The sequence below is a fragment of the Janibacter indicus genome, from assembly GCF_900176385.1.
In the GTDB taxonomy this organism is placed as follows: domain Bacteria; phylum Actinomycetota; class Actinomycetes; order Actinomycetales; family Dermatophilaceae; genus Janibacter; species Janibacter indicus.
Map to the genome: position 1 here is coordinate 193207 of NZ_FWXN01000007.1, position 21575 is coordinate 214781.

18 protein-coding genes and 1 riboswitch are annotated in these 21575 nt (G+C 72.5%); of the genes, 10 read left to right on the forward strand and 8 right to left on the reverse strand.

Going from position 1 to position 21575, the window contains the following annotated elements:
- Window positions 1-21: 21 nt before the first annotated feature.
- From B9B60_RS10290 to B9B60_RS10320, 7 genes are all read left to right on the forward strand, one after another.
- A complete protein-coding gene (locus B9B60_RS10290; protein WP_234993835.1) occupies window positions 22-1071 on the forward strand; it encodes an agmatine deiminase family protein in 1050 nt (349 codons plus the stop codon).
- Window positions 1068-1754, forward strand: a complete 687-nt coding sequence (locus B9B60_RS10295; RefSeq protein WP_084451307.1) for a lysoplasmalogenase family protein — start codon at window positions 1068-1070, stop codon at window positions 1752-1754. Before B9B60_RS10290 ends, B9B60_RS10295 begins: the two co-directional genes overlap by 4 nt.
- A gap of 39 nt (window positions 1755-1793) precedes the next feature.
- Complete coding sequence (locus B9B60_RS10300; protein WP_084451308.1) at window positions 1794-2672, forward strand: SDR family NAD(P)-dependent oxidoreductase; 879 nt, start codon at window positions 1794-1796, stop codon at window positions 2670-2672.
- Window positions 2669-3205 carry a carboxymuconolactone decarboxylase family protein gene (locus B9B60_RS10305; RefSeq protein WP_084451309.1) on the forward strand — a complete coding sequence of 179 codons (537 nt, stop codon included), beginning with the start codon at window positions 2669-2671 and terminating at the stop codon, window positions 3203-3205. Before B9B60_RS10300 ends, B9B60_RS10305 begins: the two co-directional genes overlap by 4 nt.
- 63 nt (window positions 3206-3268) lie before the next feature.
- Complete coding sequence (locus B9B60_RS10310; protein ID WP_143445537.1) at window positions 3269-3706, forward strand: hypothetical protein; 438 nt, start codon at window positions 3269-3271, stop codon at window positions 3704-3706.
- 33 nt (window positions 3707-3739) lie between these two features.
- Window positions 3740-8344, forward strand: coding sequence for an ATP-dependent helicase (locus tag B9B60_RS10315; RefSeq protein WP_084451311.1), 4605 nt, complete (start codon window positions 3740-3742; stop codon window positions 8342-8344).
- Between the two features lie 2 nt (window positions 8345-8346).
- Window positions 8347-9210: an Fpg/Nei family DNA glycosylase gene (locus B9B60_RS10320; protein ID WP_084451312.1), complete on the forward strand. Its 864-nt coding sequence runs from the start codon at window positions 8347-8349 to the stop codon at window positions 9208-9210.
- 13 nt (window positions 9211-9223) lie between these two features.
- Here the strand turns inward: B9B60_RS10320 and B9B60_RS10325 are convergent, their stop codons facing one another.
- From B9B60_RS10325 to B9B60_RS10345, 5 genes are all read right to left on the reverse strand, one after another.
- Window positions 9224-9526 carry a helix-turn-helix domain-containing protein gene (locus B9B60_RS10325; RefSeq protein ID WP_072624989.1) on the reverse strand — a complete coding sequence of 101 codons (303 nt, stop codon included), beginning with the start codon at window positions 9524-9526 and terminating at the stop codon, window positions 9224-9226.
- 56 nt (window positions 9527-9582) lie between these two features.
- A complete protein-coding gene (locus B9B60_RS10330; RefSeq protein WP_084451313.1) occupies window positions 9583-10077 on the reverse strand; it encodes a CinA family protein in 495 nt (164 codons plus the stop codon).
- On the reverse strand, window positions 10067-10699 hold the full coding sequence (pgsA, locus tag B9B60_RS10335) for a CDP-diacylglycerol--glycerol-3-phosphate 3-phosphatidyltransferase (RefSeq protein WP_084451314.1): 633 nt from the start codon (window positions 10697-10699) through the stop codon (window positions 10067-10069). The genes B9B60_RS10330 and pgsA overlap by 11 nt, the downstream gene beginning before the upstream one ends.
- Window positions 10696-12099, reverse strand: coding sequence for a 30S ribosomal protein S12 methylthiotransferase RimO (gene rimO, locus B9B60_RS10340; protein WP_084451315.1), 1404 nt, complete (start codon window positions 12097-12099; stop codon window positions 10696-10698). Before rimO ends, pgsA begins: the two co-directional genes overlap by 4 nt.
- A 69-nt stretch (window positions 12100-12168) precedes the next feature.
- Window positions 12169-12873 (reverse strand): ion channel, encoded by a 705-nt coding sequence (locus B9B60_RS10345; protein WP_084451316.1) that lies wholly within the window; start codon window positions 12871-12873, stop codon window positions 12169-12171.
- A 22-nt stretch (window positions 12874-12895) separates the two neighbouring features.
- Between B9B60_RS10345 and B9B60_RS10350 the strand changes: the two genes are divergently transcribed.
- Window positions 12896-13960, forward strand: a complete 1065-nt coding sequence (locus tag B9B60_RS10350) for a MauE/DoxX family redox-associated membrane protein (protein WP_143445538.1) — start codon at window positions 12896-12898, stop codon at window positions 13958-13960.
- On the opposite strand, the gene B9B60_RS10355 is transcribed toward B9B60_RS10350, so the two are convergent.
- Entirely contained in the window at window positions 13944-16757 is a 2814-nt protein-coding gene (locus B9B60_RS10355) for a DNA translocase FtsK (protein ID WP_084451318.1), read from the reverse strand. The genes B9B60_RS10350 and B9B60_RS10355 overlap by 17 nt on opposite strands.
- A gap of 86 nt (window positions 16758-16843) precedes the next feature.
- Between B9B60_RS10355 and B9B60_RS10360 the strand changes: the two genes are divergently transcribed.
- Window positions 16844-17488: a prepilin peptidase gene (locus B9B60_RS10360; protein ID WP_084451319.1), complete on the forward strand. Its 645-nt coding sequence runs from the start codon at window positions 16844-16846 to the stop codon at window positions 17486-17488.
- A 73-nt stretch (window positions 17489-17561) separates the two neighbouring features.
- A riboswitch (SAM riboswitch) is annotated at window positions 17562-17676 on the forward strand.
- A 42-nt stretch (window positions 17677-17718) separates the two neighbouring features.
- On the forward strand, window positions 17719-18936 hold the full coding sequence (locus B9B60_RS10365) for an aminotransferase class V-fold PLP-dependent enzyme (protein ID WP_084451320.1): 1218 nt from the start codon (window positions 17719-17721) through the stop codon (window positions 18934-18936).
- Between the two features lie 56 nt (window positions 18937-18992).
- Here the strand turns inward: B9B60_RS10365 and B9B60_RS10370 are convergent, their stop codons facing one another.
- Both B9B60_RS10370 and dapA read right to left on the reverse strand, forming a co-directional pair.
- The gene (locus B9B60_RS10370; protein ID WP_084451321.1) at window positions 18993-20678 is read right to left on the reverse strand and encodes a ribonuclease J; all 1686 of its coding nucleotides are present in this window, start codon (window positions 20676-20678) and stop codon (window positions 18993-18995) included.
- Window positions 20675-21571 carry a 4-hydroxy-tetrahydrodipicolinate synthase gene (dapA, locus tag B9B60_RS10375; RefSeq protein ID WP_084451353.1) on the reverse strand — a complete coding sequence of 299 codons (897 nt, stop codon included), beginning with the start codon at window positions 21569-21571 and terminating at the stop codon, window positions 20675-20677. Before dapA ends, B9B60_RS10370 begins: the two co-directional genes overlap by 4 nt.
- Window positions 21572-21575 lie beyond the last annotated feature (4 nt).

Here is a 21575-nt window from a genome sequence, read left to right on the forward strand (position 1 = left end):
GAGAGGACAGGAGGGCGCCGGATGGCTGGCCCGACGACCCCCTGGCGGATGCCCGCCGAGTGGACCCCGCACGAGCGCACGTGGATGGCCTGGCCGAGCAACGGCTACACGCTCGGCGACACCCCCGCGGAGATCGACTCCGCGCGCAGCACGTGGGCCGCGGTGGCCCGGGCGGTCGCCCGCTTCGAGCCGGTGACGATGGTCGTCGCGCCGAGCGACATCCACCGCTGCCGCGAGTACCTGCGCAACGACACCGCCCACCCCATCGACATCGTCATCGCCGACCTCGACGACGCGTGGATGCGTGACATCGGGCCGACCTTCGTGCTCTCCCCCACCGGTGAGCTCGGCGGCGTCGACTGGATCTTCAACGGCTGGGGGGCGCAGGAGTGGGCCACCTGGGACCTCGACGCGCGCATCGCCTCGCGGGTGGCCGACGCGGCGGGGGCCCACCACCTGCCGTCGTCGATCGTCAACGAGGGCGGCGGGATCCATGTCGACGGCGAGGGCACGGTCCTGCTCACCGAGACCGTCCAGCTCGACCCCGGTCGCAACCCCTCGGCGACGAAGGGGGACATCGAGGCCGAGATCGGCCGACAGCTGGGGGTCGACACCTTCGTGTGGCTGCCGCGCGGGCTGACCCGGGACTACGACGAGTTCGGCACCCGCGGGCACGTCGACATCGTCGCGGCCTTCACCGCGCCCGGCCACGTGCTGCTGCACTGGCAGGGGGACGAGTCGCACCCCGACCACGCGGTGAGCCGCGAGATCGAGGCGGTGCTGCTCGCGGCCCGCGACTCGGCAGGTCGCCCGCTCGAGGTGACGCGCATCCCGGCACCGCAGACCCTCACCGACGACGAGGGCCCGGTTGACTGGTCCTACGTCAACCACCTCGTGTGCAACGGCGGCGTCGTGGCCTGCGTCTTCGACGACCCGCACGACGAGCGCGCCCTCGAGGTGCTGCGCTCGGTCTACCCGGGGCGCGAGGTCGTCGGCGTCGACGCCCGACCGCTCTTCGACCGGGGTGGAGGCATCCACTGCATCACCCAGCAACAGCCAGAGTCCGCATGAGCTTCTCGTCCTTCATCCGTTCGCGCGCGGACCTCCTCGCCTACGTCCCGCTCGCGGTCGCGACGACCGCCGCCGACGTCCTCGGTCGTGACCGGGCGCACGTCACGACCAAGGTGGCGCTCGCCCCGACGCTCGCCGCGGGCGTCCTGGCCACGCGCTCGCAGCGCGGGGCGGCCCGCACCGGCACGCTGCTCGCTGCGCTCGTCGGGTCGACGGTCGGCGACTGGTCCATGTACCGCTCGAGCCGGACCGAGGGTGACGAGTCCCGTCGGCTCATGCAGATCGGGGCGAGCGCCTTCGGGGTGCAGCAGACCGGGCTCATCACGCTGCTGCTGCGCGACGGCGCGCGCCCCCACCGGCGGCCGGTGGCCATCACCGGGGCGACCCTCGCGGGCCTCGCAGTGCTCGACACCGACGGCGGCGCCCCCGACCCGGTGCTCACCGGCTACGGCCTGCTGCTCGGGTCGATGTCCGCGTTGGCCATGGGTGACGGTAAGCGTCCGCGCCACGGACGGGCCGTCGCGCTCGGTGGAGCGCTCTTCCTCGTGTCCGACGCGGCGATCATCGTCGGGCAGCAGTACGCCAAGACCCCTCGCGCACAGGCGATCTCGTCCGTCGTGATCCTCTCGACCTACACGGCGGCGCTCGGCCTGCTCGTCCACGGGCTGCGCGACGAGGGCTGAGGGGTCGCGGCTGGCCCCCTTCGTCGTTACTGTCGGGTAATGCCCCTCTCACCCCGCCCGAAGTACACCCCGGCCCTGCGTGGCCGTCGCGTCCTCATCACGGGTGCGGCGCGCGGCATCGGTGCCGGCCTCGCCGACCTGCTCACCGCCCACGGTGCCCGCGTGGCACTGGCCGGGTTGGAGCCCGAGCTGCTCGCCGAGGTGGCGCAGCGCAACCACGCGCCGTGGCGCGAGTGCGACGTCTCCGACCCCGATGCCGTCGACCGTGCCGTCGAGGAGCTCGTGACCGAGCTCGGCGGTCTCGACGTCGTCGTCGCCAATGCCGGCATCGCCAAGCAGCTGCCGATCATCGGCGGCCAGCCCGACGTCATGGAAGCCCACCTGCGGGTCAACACCTTGGGCGTCTTCTACACGCTGCGCGCCGCCGGACCGCACATCACCCACCCGGGCGGCTATGCCCTGGCCACCGCCTCGCTCGCCGCCGCGGTGCACCTGCCCCTCCTCGGTGCCTACAGCGCGAGCAAGGCCGCCGTCGAGGCCATCGGCAACACCTTCCGCCAGGAGATCAAGCCGACCGGCGCCAAGATGGGCGTCGCCTACTACTCCGAGCTCGCGACCGACATGACCAGCCGCGGCTTCGACACCGTCGCGGGCAAGAAGCTCACCGGCGGCGGCACCGTCAGCGGCGTCGCACCCGTCGAGGCAGGTCTGCGCGCCCTCGAGCGAGGCATCGCCAAGCGGTCGCGGCGCATCGCCGCGCCGGGGTGGGTGCCGCCGGTCGTCCCCCTTCGTCACGTGGCCCAGCGGGTCATCGAGCTCAAGCCGATGCCCGAGCTCGAGGAGTCGCTCGCCATCGCGCGCACCGAGCAGGTCGACTACACGACTGCCCAGCCCACGACGGAGGGGAAGGCCCTGTGACCGCCCGCATCGCACCGGGCAACCTGCGCGAGCTCGGGCCGGTGCGGTGGGGCTTCGCCCGGGCCGCGGGTCGGGTCACCGGCACCGAGCCGCCGGCGATCTTCACCACGCTCGGGCGGACCAAGGGCCTGTTCACCGGCTGGCTGCACTTCGCCGGTCGCCTCATGCCCTTCGGTTCGCTCGAGCGAAGGGAGTCCGAGCTGGTGATCCTCACCGTCGCCACCGCACGCGGCTGCGAGTACGAGCGGGAGCACCACCGACTGCTCGGGCAGCGCGCGGGCCTGACGTCCGCGGAGATCGAAGGGATCCTCGGCGACGAGGTCGTCGCGTCGCTCAGCCCCCGTGAGCGGGTGCTGCGCGAGAGCGCCCAAGCCCTCGTCGCGACCAAGGACCTCGACGACGAGCAGTGGCAGCGACTGCGGTCGGTGGCGAGCGAGCGGGAGTCCATCGAGCTGCTCCTGCTCGTCGGCCACTACGACATGCTCGCCACGACCCTCACGACCCTGCGACTGCAGCCCGACAAGCACCGCTGAGAGTTGTCCACAGATGTGTGACGGGCCCTCGGTGTGTCGGTCGAAGGCGCGTATCGTCGAGGGATGACGGCGATGGATCTCGAGCGCAAGGTGCGGCAGCACGACAACGACATCTCGGCGCTCTACACGATGATCGCCGACATCCAGAACACGCAGCGGCGCCACTCCAACCGCTTCGACGAGCTGACCGAGGACGTCGGGGCCCTCGCTGACCGGATGGGCTCGCTGGAGAGCAGGTTCGGTTCCCTGGAGACCAAGGTGGGCTCGCTCGAGACCAAGGTGGGCTCGCTCGAGACCAAGGTGGGCTCGCTCGAGACAACGGTCGGATCTCTGGAGACCAAGGTGGGCTCGCTCGAGACCAAGGTGGGCTCGCTCGAGACCAAGGTGGGCTCCCTCGAGACAACGGTCGGATCTCTGGAGACGAAGGTCGACTCCCTGGAGACGAAGGTCGACTCTCTCGGGACCAAGATGGACCAGGTGCTCGACCTCCTGCAGCGCTGACCTGTCGGTGGTGGGTGGCAGGCTGTCCCTACCATGACCGACGACGTCCTCGACCGCTTCTCCCCTGCCACCGCGACGTGGTTCCGCGACAGCTTCGCCGAGCCCACGCAGGCGCAGGTCGGTGCCTGGAGCGCGATCAGCGCCGGCAGCCACGCGCTCGTCGTCGCCCCGACCGGCTCGGGCAAGACCCTCTCGGCCTTCCTCTGGGCGCTCGACCGACTCGCGTCGACACCGCGACCGCAGGACCCGCTGGCTCGCTGCCGCGTCCTCTACATCTCGCCCCTCAAGGCGCTGGCCGTCGACGTCGAGCGCAACCTGCGCGCCCCGCTCGTCGGTATCGGGCACGCCGCTGACCGGCTCGGGCTGCCGGCGCCCGAGGTCTCGGTCTCCGTCCGCTCGGGAGACACCCCGGCCGCCGAGCGCCGGGCCTTCGCCAAGACGCCGTCCGACGTCCTCATCACGACGCCCGAGTCGCTCTTCCTCATGCTCACCTCGGGCGTGCGCGATGCCCTGCGCGGGGTCGAGACGATCATCATCGACGAGATCCACGCCCTCGCCGGCACCAAGCGCGGGGCCCACCTGGCGCTCTCGCTCGAGCGCCTCGACGCCCTGCTCGAGCAGCCCGCCCAGCGCATCGGGCTGTCGGCCACGGTGCGCCCGGTCGACGAGGTCGCGCGCTTCCTCGCCAGCGGTCGACCCGTCGAGATCGTCCAGCCCGAGTCGACGAAGCAGTGGCAGCTCGACGTCGTCGTCCCCGTCGCCGACCTCACCGAGCTCGGCGAGCCGACAGGCGATCTTTCCGGCGCCGCTGCGGGCGAGGAGCGTCGGGCCTCGATCTGGCCGCACGTCGAGGAGCGGGTCGTCGACCTCGTCGAACAGCACCGCTCGACGCTCGTCTTCGTCAACAGCCGCCGGCTCGGCGAGCGGCTGACCGGCCGGCTCAACGAGATCCACGCCGAGCGCGTCGCTCCTCCCGAGGCCGCCGAGGCGCCCCTCCCCAGCCGGCCACCCGCCGAGGTCATGGCCCAGTCCGGCGCCTCCGCGGGAGCACCACCCGTCCTGGCCCGGGCCCACCACGGCTCGGTGAGCAAGGAGCAGCGGGCCCTCATCGAGGAAGACCTCAAGGCTGGCCGTCTCCCCTGCGTCGTCGCGACGAGCAGCCTCGAGCTCGGCATCGACATGGGCGCGATCGACCTCGTCGTCCAGATCGAGTCGCCGCCGTCGGTCGCCTCGGGCCTGCAGCGCGTCGGTCGTGCCGGCCACCAAGTCGGCGCGGTCAGCCACGGCGTCGTCCTGCCGAAGTTCCGCGGCGACCTGGTCCAGTCGGCCGTGGTCGTCGAGCGCATGCGCGCCGGGCAGATCGAGGCCCTCCACGTCCCGGCCAACCCGCTCGACGTCCTCGCCCAGCAGGTCGTCGCGATGTGCGCGCTCGACGACTGGCAGGTCACCGACCTGGAGGCACTCGTGCGGCGAGCCGCCCCCTTCGCCTCGCTGCCCTCGACCCTGTTGCACGCGACGCTCGACATGCTCGCCGGGCGCTATCCCTCGGAGGACTTCGCCGAGCTGCGCCCGCGCATCACCTGGGACCGGGTCGCCGGTACCGTCGCCGGCCGCCGCGGCGCCCAGCGTCTCGCAGTGACGAGCGGCGGCACGATCCCCGACCGGGGTCTCTACGGCGTCTTCCTCGCCTCCGGCGACGGTCCCGGCCGTCGGGTCGGCGAGCTCGACGAGGAGATGGTCTACGAGTCGCGGGTCGGCGACGTCTTCACCCTCGGCACGAGCAGCTGGCGCATCGAGGACATCACCCATGACCAGGTCCTCGTCACGCCCGCGCCCGGGCAGCCCGGCAGGCTGCCCTTCTGGCACGGCGACCAGCTGGGCCGGCCGGCGGAGCTCGGGAGCGCCGTCGGTGCCTTCGTGCGCGAGGTCGGCGGTCTCGACGCCCAGGGGGCCAGGGCTCGCCTTGCGGAGGCCGGCCTGGACGAGTGGGCCCGGGACAACCTGCTCGCCTACCTCGAGGAGCAACGCGCCGCCACCGGTCACCTACCCGACGACCGCACGATCGTCGTCGAGCGCTTCCGGGACGAGATCGGCGACTGGCGACTGGCGCTCCACTCCCCCTTCGGTGCCCAGGTGCACGCCCCGTGGGCGCTGGCGATCGCCGGGCGCATGCGAGAGCGCTTCGGCGTGGACGTGCAGGCGATGCACGGCGACGACGGGATCGTCCTGCGTCTGCCCGATCTCGAGCTCGACACGCAGGGCTTCGCCGAGGTGCTCGACCTCATCACCCTCGACCCGAGCGACGTCGAGCGCGCGGTCACCGACGAGATCGGTGGCTCGGCCCTCTTCGCGGCCCGCTTCCGTGAGTGTGCCGCGCGGGCCCTGCTCCTGCCGCGCCGCCGACCGGACCGCCGACAACCCCTGTGGCAGCAGCGCCAGCGTGCCGCCGCCCTCCTCGAGGTCGCCAGCGGCCACGCCGACTTCCCGATCGTCCTCGAGGCCGTGCGCGAGTGCCTCCAGGACGTCTTCGACGTCCCGGCCCTGACCGAGCTCATGAGGCACATCGCCGGGCGCCGGATCACGCTGGTCGACGTCGAGAGCCCGCGCCCCTCCCCCTTCGCCGCGTCGTTGATGTTCGGCTACGTGGCGCAGTTCCTCTACGAGGGAGACTCCCCGCTCGCCGAGCGTCGCGCCGCGGCGCTGACCCTCGACCCCACCCTGCTCGCGGACCTGCTCGGCCGCGGTGAGCAGCTCTCGCTGGCCGACCTGCTCGACCCGGCGGCCGTCGAGCGCACCGCCGCCGAGCTGCAGTGCCTCACTCCCGAGCGAGCCACCCGTGACGGCGAGGACCTGCTGGACCTGCTGCGCGTCCTGGGGCCGCTGTCGCTCCAGGCGCTCGGCGCCCGCAGCCGCCTCGGCACCGAGGCGGTCCGCACCGCGCTCGCGGAGCTCGAGGACAGCCGCCAGGTCATCGCGGTGCGCGTCGCCGGCGAGGACCGCTGGGCCAGCACCGAGGACGCCGCGCGCCTGCGCGACGCGCTCGGCGTCAGCCTGCCCCCCGGGCTCGCCGAGTCGCTGCTGCAGCCGGCCGCAGACCCCCTCGGGGACCTCGTCACCCGCTACGCCCGCACGCACGTCCCCTTCGCCTCAGCCGACCTCGCCGCCCACTACGGCCTCGGCCGAGCCGTGGCGACCGACGCCCTGCGACGCCTGGTGCAGACCGGCCGGCTCGTCGAGGGCGATCTCCTGCCGGTCGAGTGCGGCGGCCGCGGTGGTGAGTTCTGCGACGCCGAGGTCCTGCGGGTGCTGCGCCGGCGCTCCCTCGCGGCGCTGCGTCACGAGGTCGAGCCGGTCGAGCCGAGGCAGTACGCCCGCTTCCTGCCCGGGTGGCAGGGCGTGGGGCGCCGCATGCGCGGACGCGACGGCGTGCTGCGGTCCGTCGAGCAGCTGAGCGGCGTGGCGGTGCCGGCCAGCGCCCTCGAGTCGCTCGTCCTGCCCTCCCGGGTCGACGACGCCATCGCCCCCGTGCTCGACGACCTCATGGCGACGGGCGAGGTGCTCTGGGCCGGGCACGGCAGTCTGCCCGGTGACGACGCATGGATCAGCCTGCACCTCGCCGACGGTGCGGCGACGACCCTCCCGCTCCCCGACACCGCCGACCTCGGCGCGATCGAGTCCCGCGTGCACGAGGCCCTGGCCGGAGGTGGCGCCTACTTCTTCCGCGACCTCTCCGACGCACTCGCCCGCGAGCGGACCGAGGGCGAGGAGCGGGTCGACGACGAGGAGCTCGCCGACGTGCTGTGGTCGCTCGCGCACCGGGGGCTGGTCACCGGCGACACCCTCGCGCCCGTACGTGGACTGCTCGCCGGTGGCCGCAGCGCCCACAAGCCGCAGCGTCGTCCCGCGACCCGTGGCCGCTACGGCGGTCGGCCTCGGCTGGGCCGACCCACGGTCCCGCAGCGCAGCGGCCCGCCTCGTGCCGCCGGGCGCTGGTCGGCGCTGCCCGTGGCCGAGAGCGACCCGACGCTGCGCATCCACGCGGCCGCCGAGGGGCTGCTCGACCGCCACGGCGTCGTGACCCGCGGCGCCGTCGTCGCCGAAGAGGTCGAGGGCGGGTTCGCCGCGATCCACCGCGTGCTCGGCGCCGCCGAGGAGGCCGGTCAGGTGCGACGCGGCTACTTCATCGAGGGCCTGGGCGCCTCGCAGTTCGCGGTGCCCGGCGCGGTCGACGAGGTCCGCTCGGCCGCGGCGCCCGACGGGGCCGTCGTGCTCGCCGCCACCGACCCCGCCAACCCCTGGGGTGCGGCCCTGCGCTGGCCCGAGCGCGACGCGGGCGGGCACCAGCCCGGACGCAAGGCGGGAGCGCTCGTCGTCGCCGTCGACGGACGGCTGGTGCTCTACGTCGAGCGCGGCGGCCGCACCCTGCTGTCGTGGCCGAGCGACGACGAGACCCTCGAGGCCGCGGCGCGTGGCCTGGCCGACGCGGTGCAGCGCGGGGCCCTGGGTCGGCTCACCGTGCAGCGCGCCGACGGGGCGGCCGTGCTCGGCTCGCAGGAGCCACTGGCCCGCGCCCTCACGGGCGCGGGGTTCACGATGACCCCCCGAGGGCTGCGACTGCGCCCGGGCGGGCGAGGCTGACCGTGCCCGAGGGCGACACCGTCTGGCGGACGGCTCAGCGACTGCACGCGGCCCTCGCCGGCACGCCCGCAGCGCTCGTCGACCTGCGGTGGGGCGAGGCCGACGAGGCGCCGTTGGTGGGGGCGGTCGTCGACGAGGTCGTGCCCCGCGGCAAGCACCTGCTCCACCGGTTCACCACCGGGTGGACCCTGCACACGCACCTGCGCATGGAGGGCTCCTGGCGGGTCGAAGCTGCCGGCTCCGAGGCCGCGCGGCGCTCCCTTCGCCGGTCCGACCTGCGCGCGGCGATCGGCAACGATCAGTGGACGACGCTGGGGCTGCGTCTCGGGGAGCTCGACGTCGTGCCGCGCACCGAGGAGCACCGGCTCGTCGGGCACCTGGGTCCCGACGTGCTCGGTGACGACTGGGACCCCGACCTCGTCGCCCGTCGCCTGACCGGCCAACCGGCCGGCACCTCGATCGCGGCGGCGCTGCTCGACCAGCGGGTGCTCGCGGGGGTCGGGACCTTCTGGGCCAGCGAGGCACTCTTCGCCCAGCGCCTGCACCCGTGGCGTGACGCCGCCAGTCTGCCGGCGGAGACGATCGCCGCGCTCGTAACCCGGGTGCACGAGCTGATGGACCGGGGCAAGGAGCACGCTGTCCAGTCCTCGACCGGGGTGCTGCGCGCCGACCGCCGGTCGTGGGTCCACGGACGCTCCGGGCTCCCCTGCCGTCGCTGCGGCACGACGGTTCGGGTGGCGCCGCTCGGCCGTGCGGGCCCGGATCGGGTCTTCTTCTCCTGCCCGAGCTGCCAGGGCGGGCGCGCCCCGACCGACGACGGGCAAGCGCAGGGGCCGCTCGGCTCCGGTCGGCGAACCCGGCGCTGAGGCGGCGGGAGCGTCAGGCCGCGGAGACGACGTCGTCGTCGCGCGCTGCCACCGGCAGGGTGACCGGCGCGCTGGACCGCTCGGCGCGGTCGGCCCGCTGGGCGATCTCGGTGAAGACGTGCGACATCGGCATCTCGAGGGCCGCGCAGATCGAGGCGAGCAGCTCGGAGCTGGCCTCTTTTTCGCCGCGCTCGATCTCGCTCAGGTAGCCGAGGGAGACCGATGCCTTGGCCGAGATGTCACGCAGGGTGCGACCCTGGGAGCGGCGGGCATCACGCAGCACGTCACCGAGCTCCTCGCGCAGCAGCACCACCATGGGGGTCACCTCCTCGACATCTCCTACGTCTGGGTCCACCGTACCCCGGCCGACCCTCAACGGTCAGGTGTGCCCCCGTCAACGGTCAGCACGACGTCACGGGCCAGGTCGAGCGCGGCGGCGACCGCGCCCGCGCGCACGGCGGCACGCTCTCCCGTCAACGCCAGCCGTCGCGTGCATAGTCCCCCCGGCCAGGCGCAGGCCAGCCACACGGTGCCCGCCGGGTGGCCCTCGCTCGGGCCGGGGCCGGCGACACCGGTCGTCGCGAGGGCGACGTCGACGCCCAGGGCGCGGCAGGCCCCCTTCGCCATCTGGGTCGCCACCTGCTGGTCGACGGTGCCGACCCGGCCAATGAGAGCGGGGTCGACCTGCAGGAGCGAGATCTTGACCGCCGGGTCGTAGGCGACGACGGAACCGGCGAAGACCGCGGACGCCCCCGGGACCTCGACCACCGTCGCCGCGAGCAGCCCACCGGTCAGGGACTCGGCAGTGCCCAGCGACCAGCCGCGCGACCCGAGGGCCGCGAGCAGACCTGCTGCGTCAGCGTCCACCTGCGGCCTTGCGCTCCCGCTTCATCCGGGCACGGTCGCTCGTCGAGCGCAGCATGAGCGCCTTCATGACGTAGTCGACGGCCGTGGCGACCGTGACGACCAGCGCCGCGAGGAGGATGACCCACGCCAGACCCCGCCAGAGCTGCTCGAGGGGGAAGGTCGCGAGCGGCAGGACGAAGAGTCCGATGGCCAGGGCCTGCAGGAAGGTCTTGAGCTTGCCCCCGCGGCTGGCCGGCATGACCCCGTGCCGGATCACCCAGAAGCGCATGAGCGTGATGCCGAGCTCGCGGGCGAGGATGACGACGGTGATCCACCAAGGGATCTCGCCGATCATCGACAGCGTGATGAAGCCGGCACCGGTGAGCGCCTTGTCGGCGATCGGGTCGGCCACCTTGCCGAAGTCGGTGACCAGGCCCTTGGCGCGGGCGAGGTCCCCGTCGATGCGGTCGGTGATGATGGCGACGGCGAAGACGCCCCAGGCCCACCACCGCGTGCCGGTGTCGTCGCCGCCGTGGCGCAGCACCAGCCAGACGAAGACCGGCACGAGCAGGATGCGCATGACCGTCAGGGCATTGGGGAGGTTCCACGGGCTGGGGGCCGGGGTCGTGCTCTCGGTGCTCATGCGCGCACCTCCGCCATGAGGTCGATGCCCTCGGTGCCCACGACCTCGGCGGTGACGAGCGCGCCGACGACCAGGTCGTCGACCTCGCCGGTGAGCAGGGTGACGCCGTCGACGTCGGGGCCCTGGTGGGCCGCACGACCGACGACCTCGCCGCTCTCCTCGTCGACCTCCTCGACGAGCACGGTGACCTGCTCACCGATGCGCTCCTCGGCGCGCTGGGCGGTCAGCTCCTCGACGAGCCGGGTGAGTCGGTCGACCCGCTCGGCGATGACCTCGGGATCGACCTTGTCGGTGAGCAGCTCACCCTCGGTGCCGTCCTCGTCGGAGTAGCCGAAGACCCCGACGACGTCGAGGCGCGCCGCGACGAGGAAGCGCTCGAGCTCGGCGACGTCCTCCTCGGTCTCGCCGGGGAAACCGACGATGACGTTGGAGCGGATGCCGGCCTCGGGCTGATTCTCACGGATGCCCTCGATCAGGCCGAGGAATGAGTCGGTGTCACCGAAGCGCCGCATGCGCCGCAACAGGGGCCCGGCAGCGTGCTGGAAGGAGATGTCGTACCAGGGCACGACGCCCGGGGTGCTCGCCATGGCGCGCAGGAGGCCGGGGCGGATCTCGGCCGGCTGCAGGTAGGACACGCGCACCCGCTCGATGCCCTCGATGGCGACGAGCTCGGGGAGCAGCTGCTCGAGCAGGTCGAGGTCGCCGAGGTCCTTGCCGTAGGACGTGGAGTTTTCGCTGACGAGGAAGAGCTCGCGCACCCCCTGGGAGGCGAGCCACCTCCCTTCGGCCACGACGTCGTTGGGCCGGCGCGAGACGAAGGCGCCCCGGAAGGTCGGGATCGCGCAGAAGGCACACCGACGGTCGCAGCCGGACGCGATCTTGAGCGGGGCCCACGGGCGGTCGTCGAGCCGGGCACGGGGCAGGTCGGCGGCGTTGTGCCCCGGGAGGGCGAGGTCGCTGGCATCGCGGTCGACCGGGGAGATCGGCAGCAGCTTGCGGCGGTCACCGGGGACATGGGCCTCGGGGGCGTGCCCGTCGAGCACCGCCCTCAGGTGGGCGCTCATGTCGGTGTAGGAGTCGAAGCCGAGCACCGCGTCGGCCTCGGGCAGCTCGTCGGCCAGCTCCTTGCCGTAGCGCTCGGCGAGGCAGCCGACGGCCACGACCTTTTGGGTGCGACCGTGCTCGCGCAGGTCATTGGCCTCCAGGATCGCGTCGATGGAGTCCTTCTTGGCCTGCTCGATGAACCCGCAGGTGTTGACCACCGCGACATCGGCCTGAGCGGCGTCGTCGACGAGGGTCCACCCCTCTGCGGACAGCCGGCCGGCGAGCTCCTCGGAGTCGACGTCGTTGCGGGTGCATCCCAGGGTGACCAGGGCGACGCTGCGGGTGGAGACGGACATGCCCCACACTCTAGGTGGCCCGGGGGCCGTCGGCCGACACGACGCGACCGGCCGGGCAACCTCAGGGCGTCAGCTGCGCGCCCGGCTCACCGTCAGGGCCACGAGCCGGGAGATCACCATCGCGACGTAGAGCACACCGCCCAGCTGCTCGACGATCGTCGCGGCCCGCGCATGGGGCTCGATGGCCACGACGTCCGACAGGCCGACGCTCGTGAGGTTGGCCGCCGAGAAGTAGAGCAGCTCGAGGAAGGACTTCGGCCCGATGCCCGTGTGCCCGTCGAAGGACCCCGGTTCGAGCGTCTGGATCGCGACGAAGAGATAGGTGAAGCCGAAGAGCAGCACGGTGAAGGCGGCGCCGACGGCGAAGAGCTCGTCCTTGGTCACCCAGGTGTCGGCGAACATGTAGGCCACGAGCCCGTAGGCGACGTACATGTAGAAGATCGCGAGCAGCAGGTGCGCGGCAAAGGTGACCGGCACGTTGCTCCGGTCGACCACCGACCACACCTCGAGGACGAAGGCCGGGAAGCCGATGCCCAGCGCCAGCCAGGTGAGGGCCGGGGTGGAGCGCACGACCCAGATGCCGAAGGTCACCGCGAAGAGCGACAGCGAGGTGATGACCGCCCGGCCCCAGTTCTCCGACTCCACCCAGGGCAGCAGCACGATCGCGAAGAGCTGGATGCCGACGAGGATTGCCGAGGGCTGCTTGCGCACGACGGCGGCCCAGTAACGGACCCCCGTCGGCCGCCTGTCGAGCTCGTACCAGACCTTCGTCATGGGGCAACCTTAGACTCGCGCTGTGCTCGTCGCCCCATTGCTGCTGCCGCCGCTCGTCGCCGCCCTCCTGCTGGTCGTGAGCGGGGTCGCCAAGGTCCGTCACCCCGAGGAGACGCGCAGCGCATTCGGCGAGCTGCGCCTGCCGCGGGCCGTCACCCGCTCCCCCGCCCCGGTCCTGCTGCCGTGGGCCGAGATCGTGCTCGCGGTGGCGATCGTCGTCACGCCGCCCCCCTTCGCGCTGGCCGTCTCGGTCGTGGTGTTGGCGCTCTTCGTCGCCTACCTGGTGGTGATCGTGCGTGCGCTGGGGTTCGGCTACCCGGTGACCTGCAGCTGCTTCGGCCGGCTCGGGCTGGGTGAGGTCACGCGCCGGACCGCGCTGCGCAATGTGCTGCTCGTCGTCGTCGCCGCCCTCGGCGTGTGGTCGGCCACGGCCGACAACTCTGTCGCGGCCCGCCTCCTCGATGCCTCGGCACAGACCTGGGTCTGGCTGGGTCTGGTCGTGCTGACCGTTGCCGTGGTCGTCGTCACCTTCGGCGGGGCGAAGGGGGGTCCGCTCACCCGCGAGCCGGTCACCGCTGACAGCGCGGACTCCGGAGAGGAGGCTGACTACGAGCGCCAGCCGATCCCCTTCGCCGTGCTGGAGACCGAGGACGGGCAGACGGTGACGATGCACGAGCTGACCAGCTCGGGGGCGGTGCTCCTGCTCTTCCTCTCCCCGTCGTGCGGCTCCTGCCTGCCGGTCATCGAGCGGTTGCCGGAGTGGGACGCCGGGCTCGGGCCGGTCTCCCTGCGGGCCGTGGTGTGGTCTCCCCTCGACGAGGCCGTGGCCGCCCAGCCCCACCTCGCCGGTCGCGTCCTGCGCGACCCCGACGCGATCACTGCCCGGATCTTCCGGGTCGGCACCCCGGGCGCGGTGCTGCTGGGTGCCGACGGAGCGCTCGCTGGCGGGCCGGTGCAGGGCGCCGAGGTCCTCGACTTCTACGAGGACGTGCGGGCCGAGCTCGTCGAGGCGGGCGTCGTGGATGACGGGCCCGTCGCCCCGGACGGGTCCGCCACGACGGACGAGTCGGTCAGCGACGGTCGGTGAGCGACCAGGCGTCCTCGTCGTCGTCCTCGGTCCACTCCTCGACGACCTCGGTCCCGATCGGGTCCGCCGCGTAGCGGTCGTGCGTGGCGGCCGGTGAGCCCTCGCGCAGGTCGATGACGTCGGTGTCGGTCGAGACGCCTTGGGCGGCGGGAGCCGCGTCGTCCTCGTCGGCATCCACCTCGGCGACCGGCTCCTCCGCGGCCGGCGGCTCCTCGCCCTTCATCAGGGCCAGGGTCGTCGGCAGGTCCTCGGGCGTGATGAGCACGTCGCGGGCCTTGGAGCCCTCGGAGGGGCCGACGACGCCGCGCGACTCGAGCAGGTCCATGAGCCGGCCGGCCTTGGCGAAGCCGACCCGCAGCTTGCGCTGGAGCATCGACGTCGAGCCGAACTGGGTCGTGACGACGAGCTCGGTCGCCTGGAGCAGCACGTCCAGGTCGTCGCCGATGTCCTCGTCGATCTGCTTCTTGGGCGTCTCGGGCGCGACGTCCTCGCGGTAGGTCGGCTTGAGCTGGCCGGTGACGTGACCGACGACCTGCTCGATCTCCGACTCGGTGACCCAGGCGCCCTGGACACGCATCGGCTTCGACTTGCCCATGGGTAGGAAGAGCGCGTCACCCTGACCCAGCAGCTTTTCGGCGCCGGGCTGGTCGAGCACGACGCGGGAGTCGGCGAGCGACGAGGTGGCGAAGGCCATGCGCGAGGGGACGTTGGCCTTGATCAGACCGGTGACGACGTCGACCGAGGGGCGTTGGGTCGCGAGCACCAGGTGGATGCCGGCCGCACGTGCCAGCTGGGTGATGCGCACGATGGAGTCCTCGACGTCGCGGGGCGCGACCATCATCAGGTCGGCGAGCTCGTCAACGATGACGAGGAGGTAGGGGTAGGGCTGGATGACCCGCTCGCTGCCGGGGATCGGCTCGACCTTGCCCGCCTTGACGGCCTTGTTGTAGTCGTCGACGTGCTTGTAGCCGAAGGTCGCCAGGTCGTCGTAGCGCATGTCCATCTCGCGCACGACCCACTGCAGGGCCTCGGCCGCCTTCTTGGCGTTGGTGATGATCGGGGTGATGAGGTGCGGGATGCCCTCGTAGGCCGTCAGCTCCACCCGCTTGGGGTCGACGAGCACCATGCGCACCTCGTCGGGCGTGGCCCGCATGAGGATCGAGGTGATCATCGAGTTGACGAAGGACGACTTGCCGGAGCCCGTGGCGCCGGCGACGAGGATGTGCGGCATCTTCGCGAGGTTGGCGATGACGTAGCCGCCCTCGACGTCCTTGCCGACACCCATGACCATCGGGTGCTCGTTGTTGCGGGCGACGTCGGAGCGCAGGACGTCGCCGAGGCAGACCATCTCCTTGTCGGCATTGGGGATCTCAATGCCGATGGCCGACTTGCCGGGGATGGGGCTGAGGATGCGTACGTCGGCCGAGGCGACGGCGTAGGCGATGTTCTTCGACAGCGCGGTGACCCGCTCGACCTTGACACCGGGCCCGAGCTCGACGACGTAGCGGGTGACGGTCGGGCCGCGGTGGAAGCCGGTGACCTGGGCGTCGATGCCGAACTCGTCGAGGACGCCCGTGAGCGACTCGACGACCTTGTCGTTGGCCGCGGAGCGCTCCTTGTGCGGTGCGCCGGGCTTGAGGTACTGGCTGTCGGGCAGCGTGTAGGTGACGTCGCCGGCGAGGGCGAGCTGCTCGACACGCTGCGGCAGCTGGGTCGTCGGCGGCGGCTGCAGCTCGGTCTTGCCGCTGGGGACCGGCGCGACGGCCGGATTCTTCGTCGGGCGCTTCTCGCCCGGGCGCGGCCCGCCGGCCTCGGGCTGCGGGGTCTCGGTCGTCTCCTCGACGTCGGCGGCGGGTGCCGCCGACTTCTTGCGACGGCCCTTGCCGACCGGCTGCACGACGGCGGCCTGGTCGTAGGCGGTGTCGCCGTCGCGCTCCCCGGACTGCTCCTCGTCGGGGTCGATGGCGCGTCGGCGCCGGGCGCGGGTGACCGCCGCCTTGGCCGCATCGTGGCGGGCGTCGACGTCGGCTGCGGTGACGTGGCTCGGCACCTCACCGGTGAAGGCGGCGCGCACGTAGGCCAGCCGCTGCGGCACCTCGTGCAGCGGGGTGCCGGTGAGCAGCAGGAGGGCGAAGAGCCCCAGCAGGACGAGCAGGATCGTCGCCGGCCACTCGGTCACGGCCGTCGACAGCGGGTCGGAGGCGAGGAAGCCGACGATGCCCCCGGCGTCTCGCATCGGGCCCGCGCCGTCGGGCGGCTGCGGGATGTCCTTGGCGATGTGCGTCAGGCCCGAGGCCGCGAAGAGCAGCATGACGCTGCCGAACCCCAGCCGGGCGTCGGAGGCGGGCTCGCTCGCCGAGCGCAGCAGACGCACGCCGAGCAGGAGCAGGACGATCGGCAGCGCGTAGGCGACCCGGCCGAAGGTGCCCGCAGCCACCGCGTGCACGACGTCGCCGAAGGCGCCGCTGAGGCCCCACCACTCGCGCACGGCGACGACGAGCGCCAGCGCCAGCGCCAGGAAGCCCCAGCCGTCTCGGCGGTGCTCGGGCTCGATCTGGCTCGCGCTGGTGCCGATGCGGCGCACCCCGGAGCCGGTCGCGTGGGCGACACCCATCCAGGTGCGCTGGACCGCGGCGACGGGCAGGGGCAGACCCCCACCGGACGCGGGCTTGCGGGAGGAGGTCCTCCCCTTCGCGCTGCTCTTGGCGGGTGCCTTGCGACCCGACGGGCGGGTGGAGCCCTTGGGTCGGGAGCTGGCGCCCTTGCTGCGCGAGGTGGTCGACGGACGAGTGGCCATGTTCCGCAGGGTAGGCGAAAGCACCCTCTGACACACGCGTCACACGCGCACCACCGGCCACGGATCACAGCGGATAACCTCGCCCCGTGGACACCCGGACCCTCGTCGTCGTGCTCGCCGCGGCCGTGTTCGGCGTCCTCGCCTGGCGGTGGCTGCGCGCCGGCCACTACCGCCGCGATGACGAAGGGGGTCCCCTCCCCCGCCATCTCTGGGTCCCGGCGCTCGCTCCCTTCGTCGGGCTGGTCGTCGCGCTCGGCCTCGCCGACCGGCACTGGACGACGCTGCTGGCGCCGCTCGTCCTTGCCGGGGCCGGGCTCGTCCTCGCGGCGATCGACGCCGACGTGCACCGCCTGCCCAATGCCATCACCCTGCCGCTCGTGCCGGTCCAGGCGGTGCTCCTCACCGTCGCGTCGGCCGTGACCGGCGACTGGGGCGCCCTCTCCCGCGCGGGTCTCGCCGCCGTCCTCGTCGGCGGCGGGACCGTGCTGCTCGCCTTCGTCCTCTTCGGACGCTCGATCGGGATGGGCGATGCCAAGCTCATGGTCTCGATCGCCCCGACGCTCGCCTGGCTCGGCTGGAGCCAGCTGGCCGTGGGCATCTGGCTCGGCTTCGTCATCGGCGGGATCGCCGCTCTCGCACTGCTGCTCACGCGCAAGGCGTCGCGCACGACGCAGCTCGCCTTCGGCCCCTACCTCGTGGCCGGCGCGGTCCTCGCGCTCGCCCTGGCCTGACGTCCACGAACCGAGACACGGCCGGCCGGGGCTCGACAGCGGCCTCCGGACGTGGGCTATGGTCTTGACCCAAGGTCACGAGTACCAGCGACAAGCCCCGGCTAGCTGGTCGGCAACCCTCCTCCGCGGTGGGGTGCTCCGGGTGACGACCTGGCCGGCGACAGACCGTCGCCCGGCAAGCGCGGACTCACGGTCGCCACCTGGGTCCCCGAAGGACCAGGAGCACCGTCATGACCATCTCCGACCTGCACCGCACGACCACCGCCCTGCCGCAGCTCGTCTCCGAGGGGCTGAGCTACCGCGACGAGGACGGCTCGAGCGTCGAGTACGCCCACCTCGACCACGGCGCGACGACTCCGGCCTTCCGGGCCGTCGCCGACGAGGTCGCCGCCGCGGCCGTCACCTACTCCTCGGTGCACCGGGGCGCCGGGTTCGCCTCCCGCGTGACCAGCTCGCGCTACGAGGCGGCACGCGAAACCGTCGCGGCCTTCGTCGGCGCCCGCACCGACGACCACGTCGTCTTCACCCGCAACACCACCGACTCCTTCAACCTGCTCGCGCGGGCGCTGCCCGAGGACACCTTGGTCTTCGTCTTCGCCTCCGAGCACCACGCGGCACTGCTGCCGTGGGGTGACGCGCTGCGCCTGCCGGTGCCGCACAGCCACGACGAGGCCGTCGCCCTGCTCGAGCAGGCCCTGCGCAACCACCCGGCCGAGCACCGGCTCGTCGTCGCCACGGGCGCGTCCAACGTCACCGGCGAGCACTGGCCGATCGAGCGCCTCGCGGCGCTGGCCCACGAGCACGACGCACGCTTCGCCCTCGACGCCGCGCAGGTCGTCCCGCACCGCCGGGTCGACATCGACGCCCTGGGCATCGACTACGTGGCCTTCTCCGGGCACAAGATCTATGCCCCCTTCGGTGCCGGCGTGCTCGTCGGGCGCAGCGACTGGCTCGACGCCGCCACCCCCTACCTCGCCGGGGGCGGGGCCACCACACGCGTCAGCCTCGACGAGACCGAGTGGACCTGTGGCCCCGCTCGCCACGAGGCCGGCTCCCCCAATGTCTTGGGCGCCGTCGCCCTGGCCACGGCCTGCGAGATCATCACCGAGCACGAGCAGGCGATCGTCGACCACGAGCAGGCGCTGCGCATCCGCCTGCTCGCCGGACTGCAGCAGATCCCCAGTGTGCACGTGCACTCGCTCTTCGGTGGTGGCGACGGCGCGCCCGTCGCCACGATCACCGTCGACGGCCACAACAGCAGCGAGGTCGCCCGCGTCCTCGGCGACGACCACGGCATCGGCGTGCGCGACGGCAAGTTCTGCGCGCACCTGCTCGTCGACGACCTCCTCTCGGAGCACGAGCAGGACACCGCCGTGCGGATCAGCGCCGGCCTGGGCACCACGACCGAGCACATCGACCGACTCCTCGGCGCCCTGCGCGCCCTGTGACCCTCCTCGGGTAGGGCGAAGGGGGACCCCGGCAGGCCCCCTTCGCCCCGGCGTCCTCAGGCCTCGACGACCACCGGGATGATCATCGGGCGTCGGCGGATCTTGCCGCCGACCCAGCCACCGACGGCACGGCGCACGACCTGCTGCAGCTGGTGGGTGTCGGTCGTGCCCTTGCGAGCCGCCTCGTCGAGCGCCGCGATGATCTTGGGCTCGACCTGGGTGAAGATCTCGTCGTCCTCGGCGAAGCCGCGGGCGGTGATCTCCGGACCGGCGATGACCTTGCCGGTCGAGGAGTCGACGACGACCATGACGGAGATGAAGCCCTCGTCGCGCAGGATGCGACGGTCCTTGAGCAGCTCCTCGGTCGCGCCCCCGACGCTCGAGCCGTCGACATAGACGTAGCCGCAGGGCACGGCGCCGGTGATGCGCGCGCGACCGTCCACGAGATCGACGACGACGCCGTCCTCGGCCAGCACGACGTGGTCGGGGTCGACGCCCGTCTGGATCGCCAGGTCGGCGTTGGCGACGAGGTGGCGCCACTCGCCGTGGACCGGCATGACATTGCGCGGCTTGACGATGTTGTAGCAGTAGAGCAGCTCGCCCGCGCTGGCGTGACCGGAGACGTGCACCTTGGCGTTGCCCTTGTGCACGACGTCGGCACCCAGGCGCATGAGGCCGTTGATGACCCGGTACACGGCATTTTCGTTGCCGGGGATCAGGCTCGAGGCGAGCAGCACCGTGTCGCCGTCGCCGACGTCGATGCGGTGGTCGCGGTTGGCCATGCGCGACAGGGCGGCCATGGGCTCACCCTGGCTGCCCGTGCAGATGAGCACGACCTCGTCGTCTGGATAGTTGTCGAGCTTCTTGACGTCGACGAGGACCCGGTCGGGCACCTTGAGGTAGCCCAGGTCGGCGGCGATGCCCATGTTGCGCACCATCGAGCGACCGACCATCGCGACCTTGCGGCCGTTGCGCTCGGCGGCGTCGAGGACCTGCTGGACACGGTGCACGTGGCTGGAGAAGCAGGCGACGATGATCCGGCGCTGGGCATTGCGGAAGACGGTGTCGATCGCCGGCCCGATCTCGCGCTCGGGGGTGGTGAAGCCGGGGACCTCGGCATTGGTCGAGTCGGTGAGGAAGAGGTCGACCCCCTCCTCTCCGACCCGGGCGAAGGCCCGCAGGTCGGTCAGCCGACGGTCGAGCGGCAGCTGGTCCATCTTGAAGTCCCCGGTGTGCAGCAGGGTGCCGCCGTCGGTGCGCACGAAGACCGCCAGCGCGTCGGGGATCGAGTGGTTGACCGCGATGAACTCGCAGTCGAAGACGCCGAAGCTCTCACGCCCGCCCTCCTTGACCCCGAGGGTGAAGGGCTTGATCCGGTGCTCCTTGAGCTTGGCCTCGATGAGGGCGAGCGTGAGCATCGAGCCGACGAGCGGGATGTCGGGCTTGTGCTTGAGCAGGTAGGGCACGGCGCCGATGTGGTCCTCGTGGCCGTGGGTGAGGACGATCGCCTGCACGTCGTCGAGCCGGTCGAGGATGTACTCGAAGTCGGGCAGGATCAGGTCGACGCCCGGCTGGTGGTCCTCGGGGAAGAGGACGCCGCAGTCGATGATGAGCAGCTGCCCCTGGTGCTCGACGACGGCCATGTTGCGGCCGACCTCGCCGAGACCGCCGAGCGCGACGACCCGCAGAGCTCCGTCGGCGAGCGGCGGGGGCAGCTCCAGGTCGGGGTGCGGGTGGCTCATGCGGCACCTCCGATCCCGGACGCGGCCAGACCGGCGCGGACGATCTCGAGGTGCTCGGCCGGCCCCTCGACGTAGGGCAGACGCACGGTGGCGTGGGAGATGACCCCGAGCTCGACGAGCGCGGCCTTGGCCATGATGGCGCCCTGCGAGGTCGACATCAGGGCATTGGTCACGGGGATCAGGCGGTGGTGGATCTCGCGGGCGGTCGCCAGGTCACCGGCGTCGACGGCGGCGATCATGTCGGCGTAGTCGCGGCCGGCGACGTGGCCGACGACCGAGACGATGCCGTGGGCGCCCTGGGCGAGGTGGGCGAGGTTGTGCTCGTCGGCACCGGAGTACCAGAGCAGGTCGGTCGCGGCCATGACCTCGGAGGCGGCCCACAGGTCGCCCTTGGCGTCCTTGACGCCGAGGATCCGGTCGTGGTCGGCGAGCGCGATGAGCGTCTCCACGGCGAAGGGGGTCGCGGTGCGCCCGGGGATGTCGTAGAGGAGGATCGGCAGCTTCGCCGCGTCGGCGATGGCGCGTGTGTGGGCCAGCAGCCCGGCCTGGGTCGGCTTGTTGTAGTAGGGGGAGACGACGAGCAGCGCGTCGGCGCCGGCACGGGTCGCCGCGGCCGCCATCTCGATGGCGTGGGCGGTGTTGTTGGACCCGACACCCGCGGTCACCGCGAGCCGGTCACCCGCGGCGCGCTTGACGGTCTCGACCATCGCGATGCTCTCGGCGGAGCTGAGCGTCGGGGACTCGCCCGTGGTGCCGTTGACGACGACACCGTCGTGTCCGGTGGCGATGAGGTGCTCGACGACGGCGGCGACGCCCTGTGCGTCCACCGCGCCGTCTGGGGTCATGGGCGTCACCATCGCGGTGACCACCCGTCCGAAGGGGGAAGTCGTCATGCGG

Coding starts and splice junctions, on each gene's coding strand:
- B9B60_RS10290 (WP_234993835.1), top strand. CDS start 22: ATGGCTGGCCCGACGACCCCCTGGCGGATGCCCGCCGAGTGGACCCCG.
- B9B60_RS10295 (WP_084451307.1), top strand. CDS start 1,068: ATGAGCTTCTCGTCCTTCATCCGTTCGCGCGCGGACCTCCTCGCCTAC.
- B9B60_RS10300 (WP_084451308.1), top strand. CDS start 1,794: ATGCCCCTCTCACCCCGCCCGAAGTACACCCCGGCCCTGCGTGGCCGT.
- B9B60_RS10310 (WP_143445537.1), top strand. CDS start 3,269: ATGACGGCGATGGATCTCGAGCGCAAGGTGCGGCAGCACGACAACGAC.
- B9B60_RS10315 (WP_084451311.1), top strand. CDS start 3,740: ATGACCGACGACGTCCTCGACCGCTTCTCCCCTGCCACCGCGACGTGG.
- B9B60_RS10325 (WP_072624989.1), bottom strand. CDS start 9,526: ATGGTGGTGCTGCTGCGCGAGGAGCTCGGTGACGTGCTGCGTGATGCC.
- pgsA (WP_084451314.1), bottom strand. CDS start 10,699: ATGAGCACCGAGAGCACGACCCCGGCCCCCAGCCCGTGGAACCTCCCC.
- rimO (WP_084451315.1), bottom strand. CDS start 12,099: ATGTCCGTCTCCACCCGCAGCGTCGCCCTGGTCACCCTGGGATGCACC.
- B9B60_RS10345 (WP_084451316.1), bottom strand. CDS start 12,873: ATGACGAAGGTCTGGTACGAGCTCGACAGGCGGCCGACGGGGGTCCGT.
- B9B60_RS10355 (WP_084451318.1), bottom strand. CDS start 16,757: ATGGCCACTCGTCCGTCGACCACCTCGCGCAGCAAGGGCGCCAGCTCC.
- B9B60_RS10365 (WP_084451320.1), top strand. CDS start 17,719: ATGACCATCTCCGACCTGCACCGCACGACCACCGCCCTGCCGCAGCTC.
- B9B60_RS10370 (WP_084451321.1), bottom strand. CDS start 20,678: ATGAGCCACCCGCACCCCGACCTGGAGCTGCCCCCGCCGCTCGCCGAC.
- dapA (WP_084451353.1), bottom strand. CDS start 21,571: ATGACGACTTCCCCCTTCGGACGGGTGGTCACCGCGATGGTGACGCCC.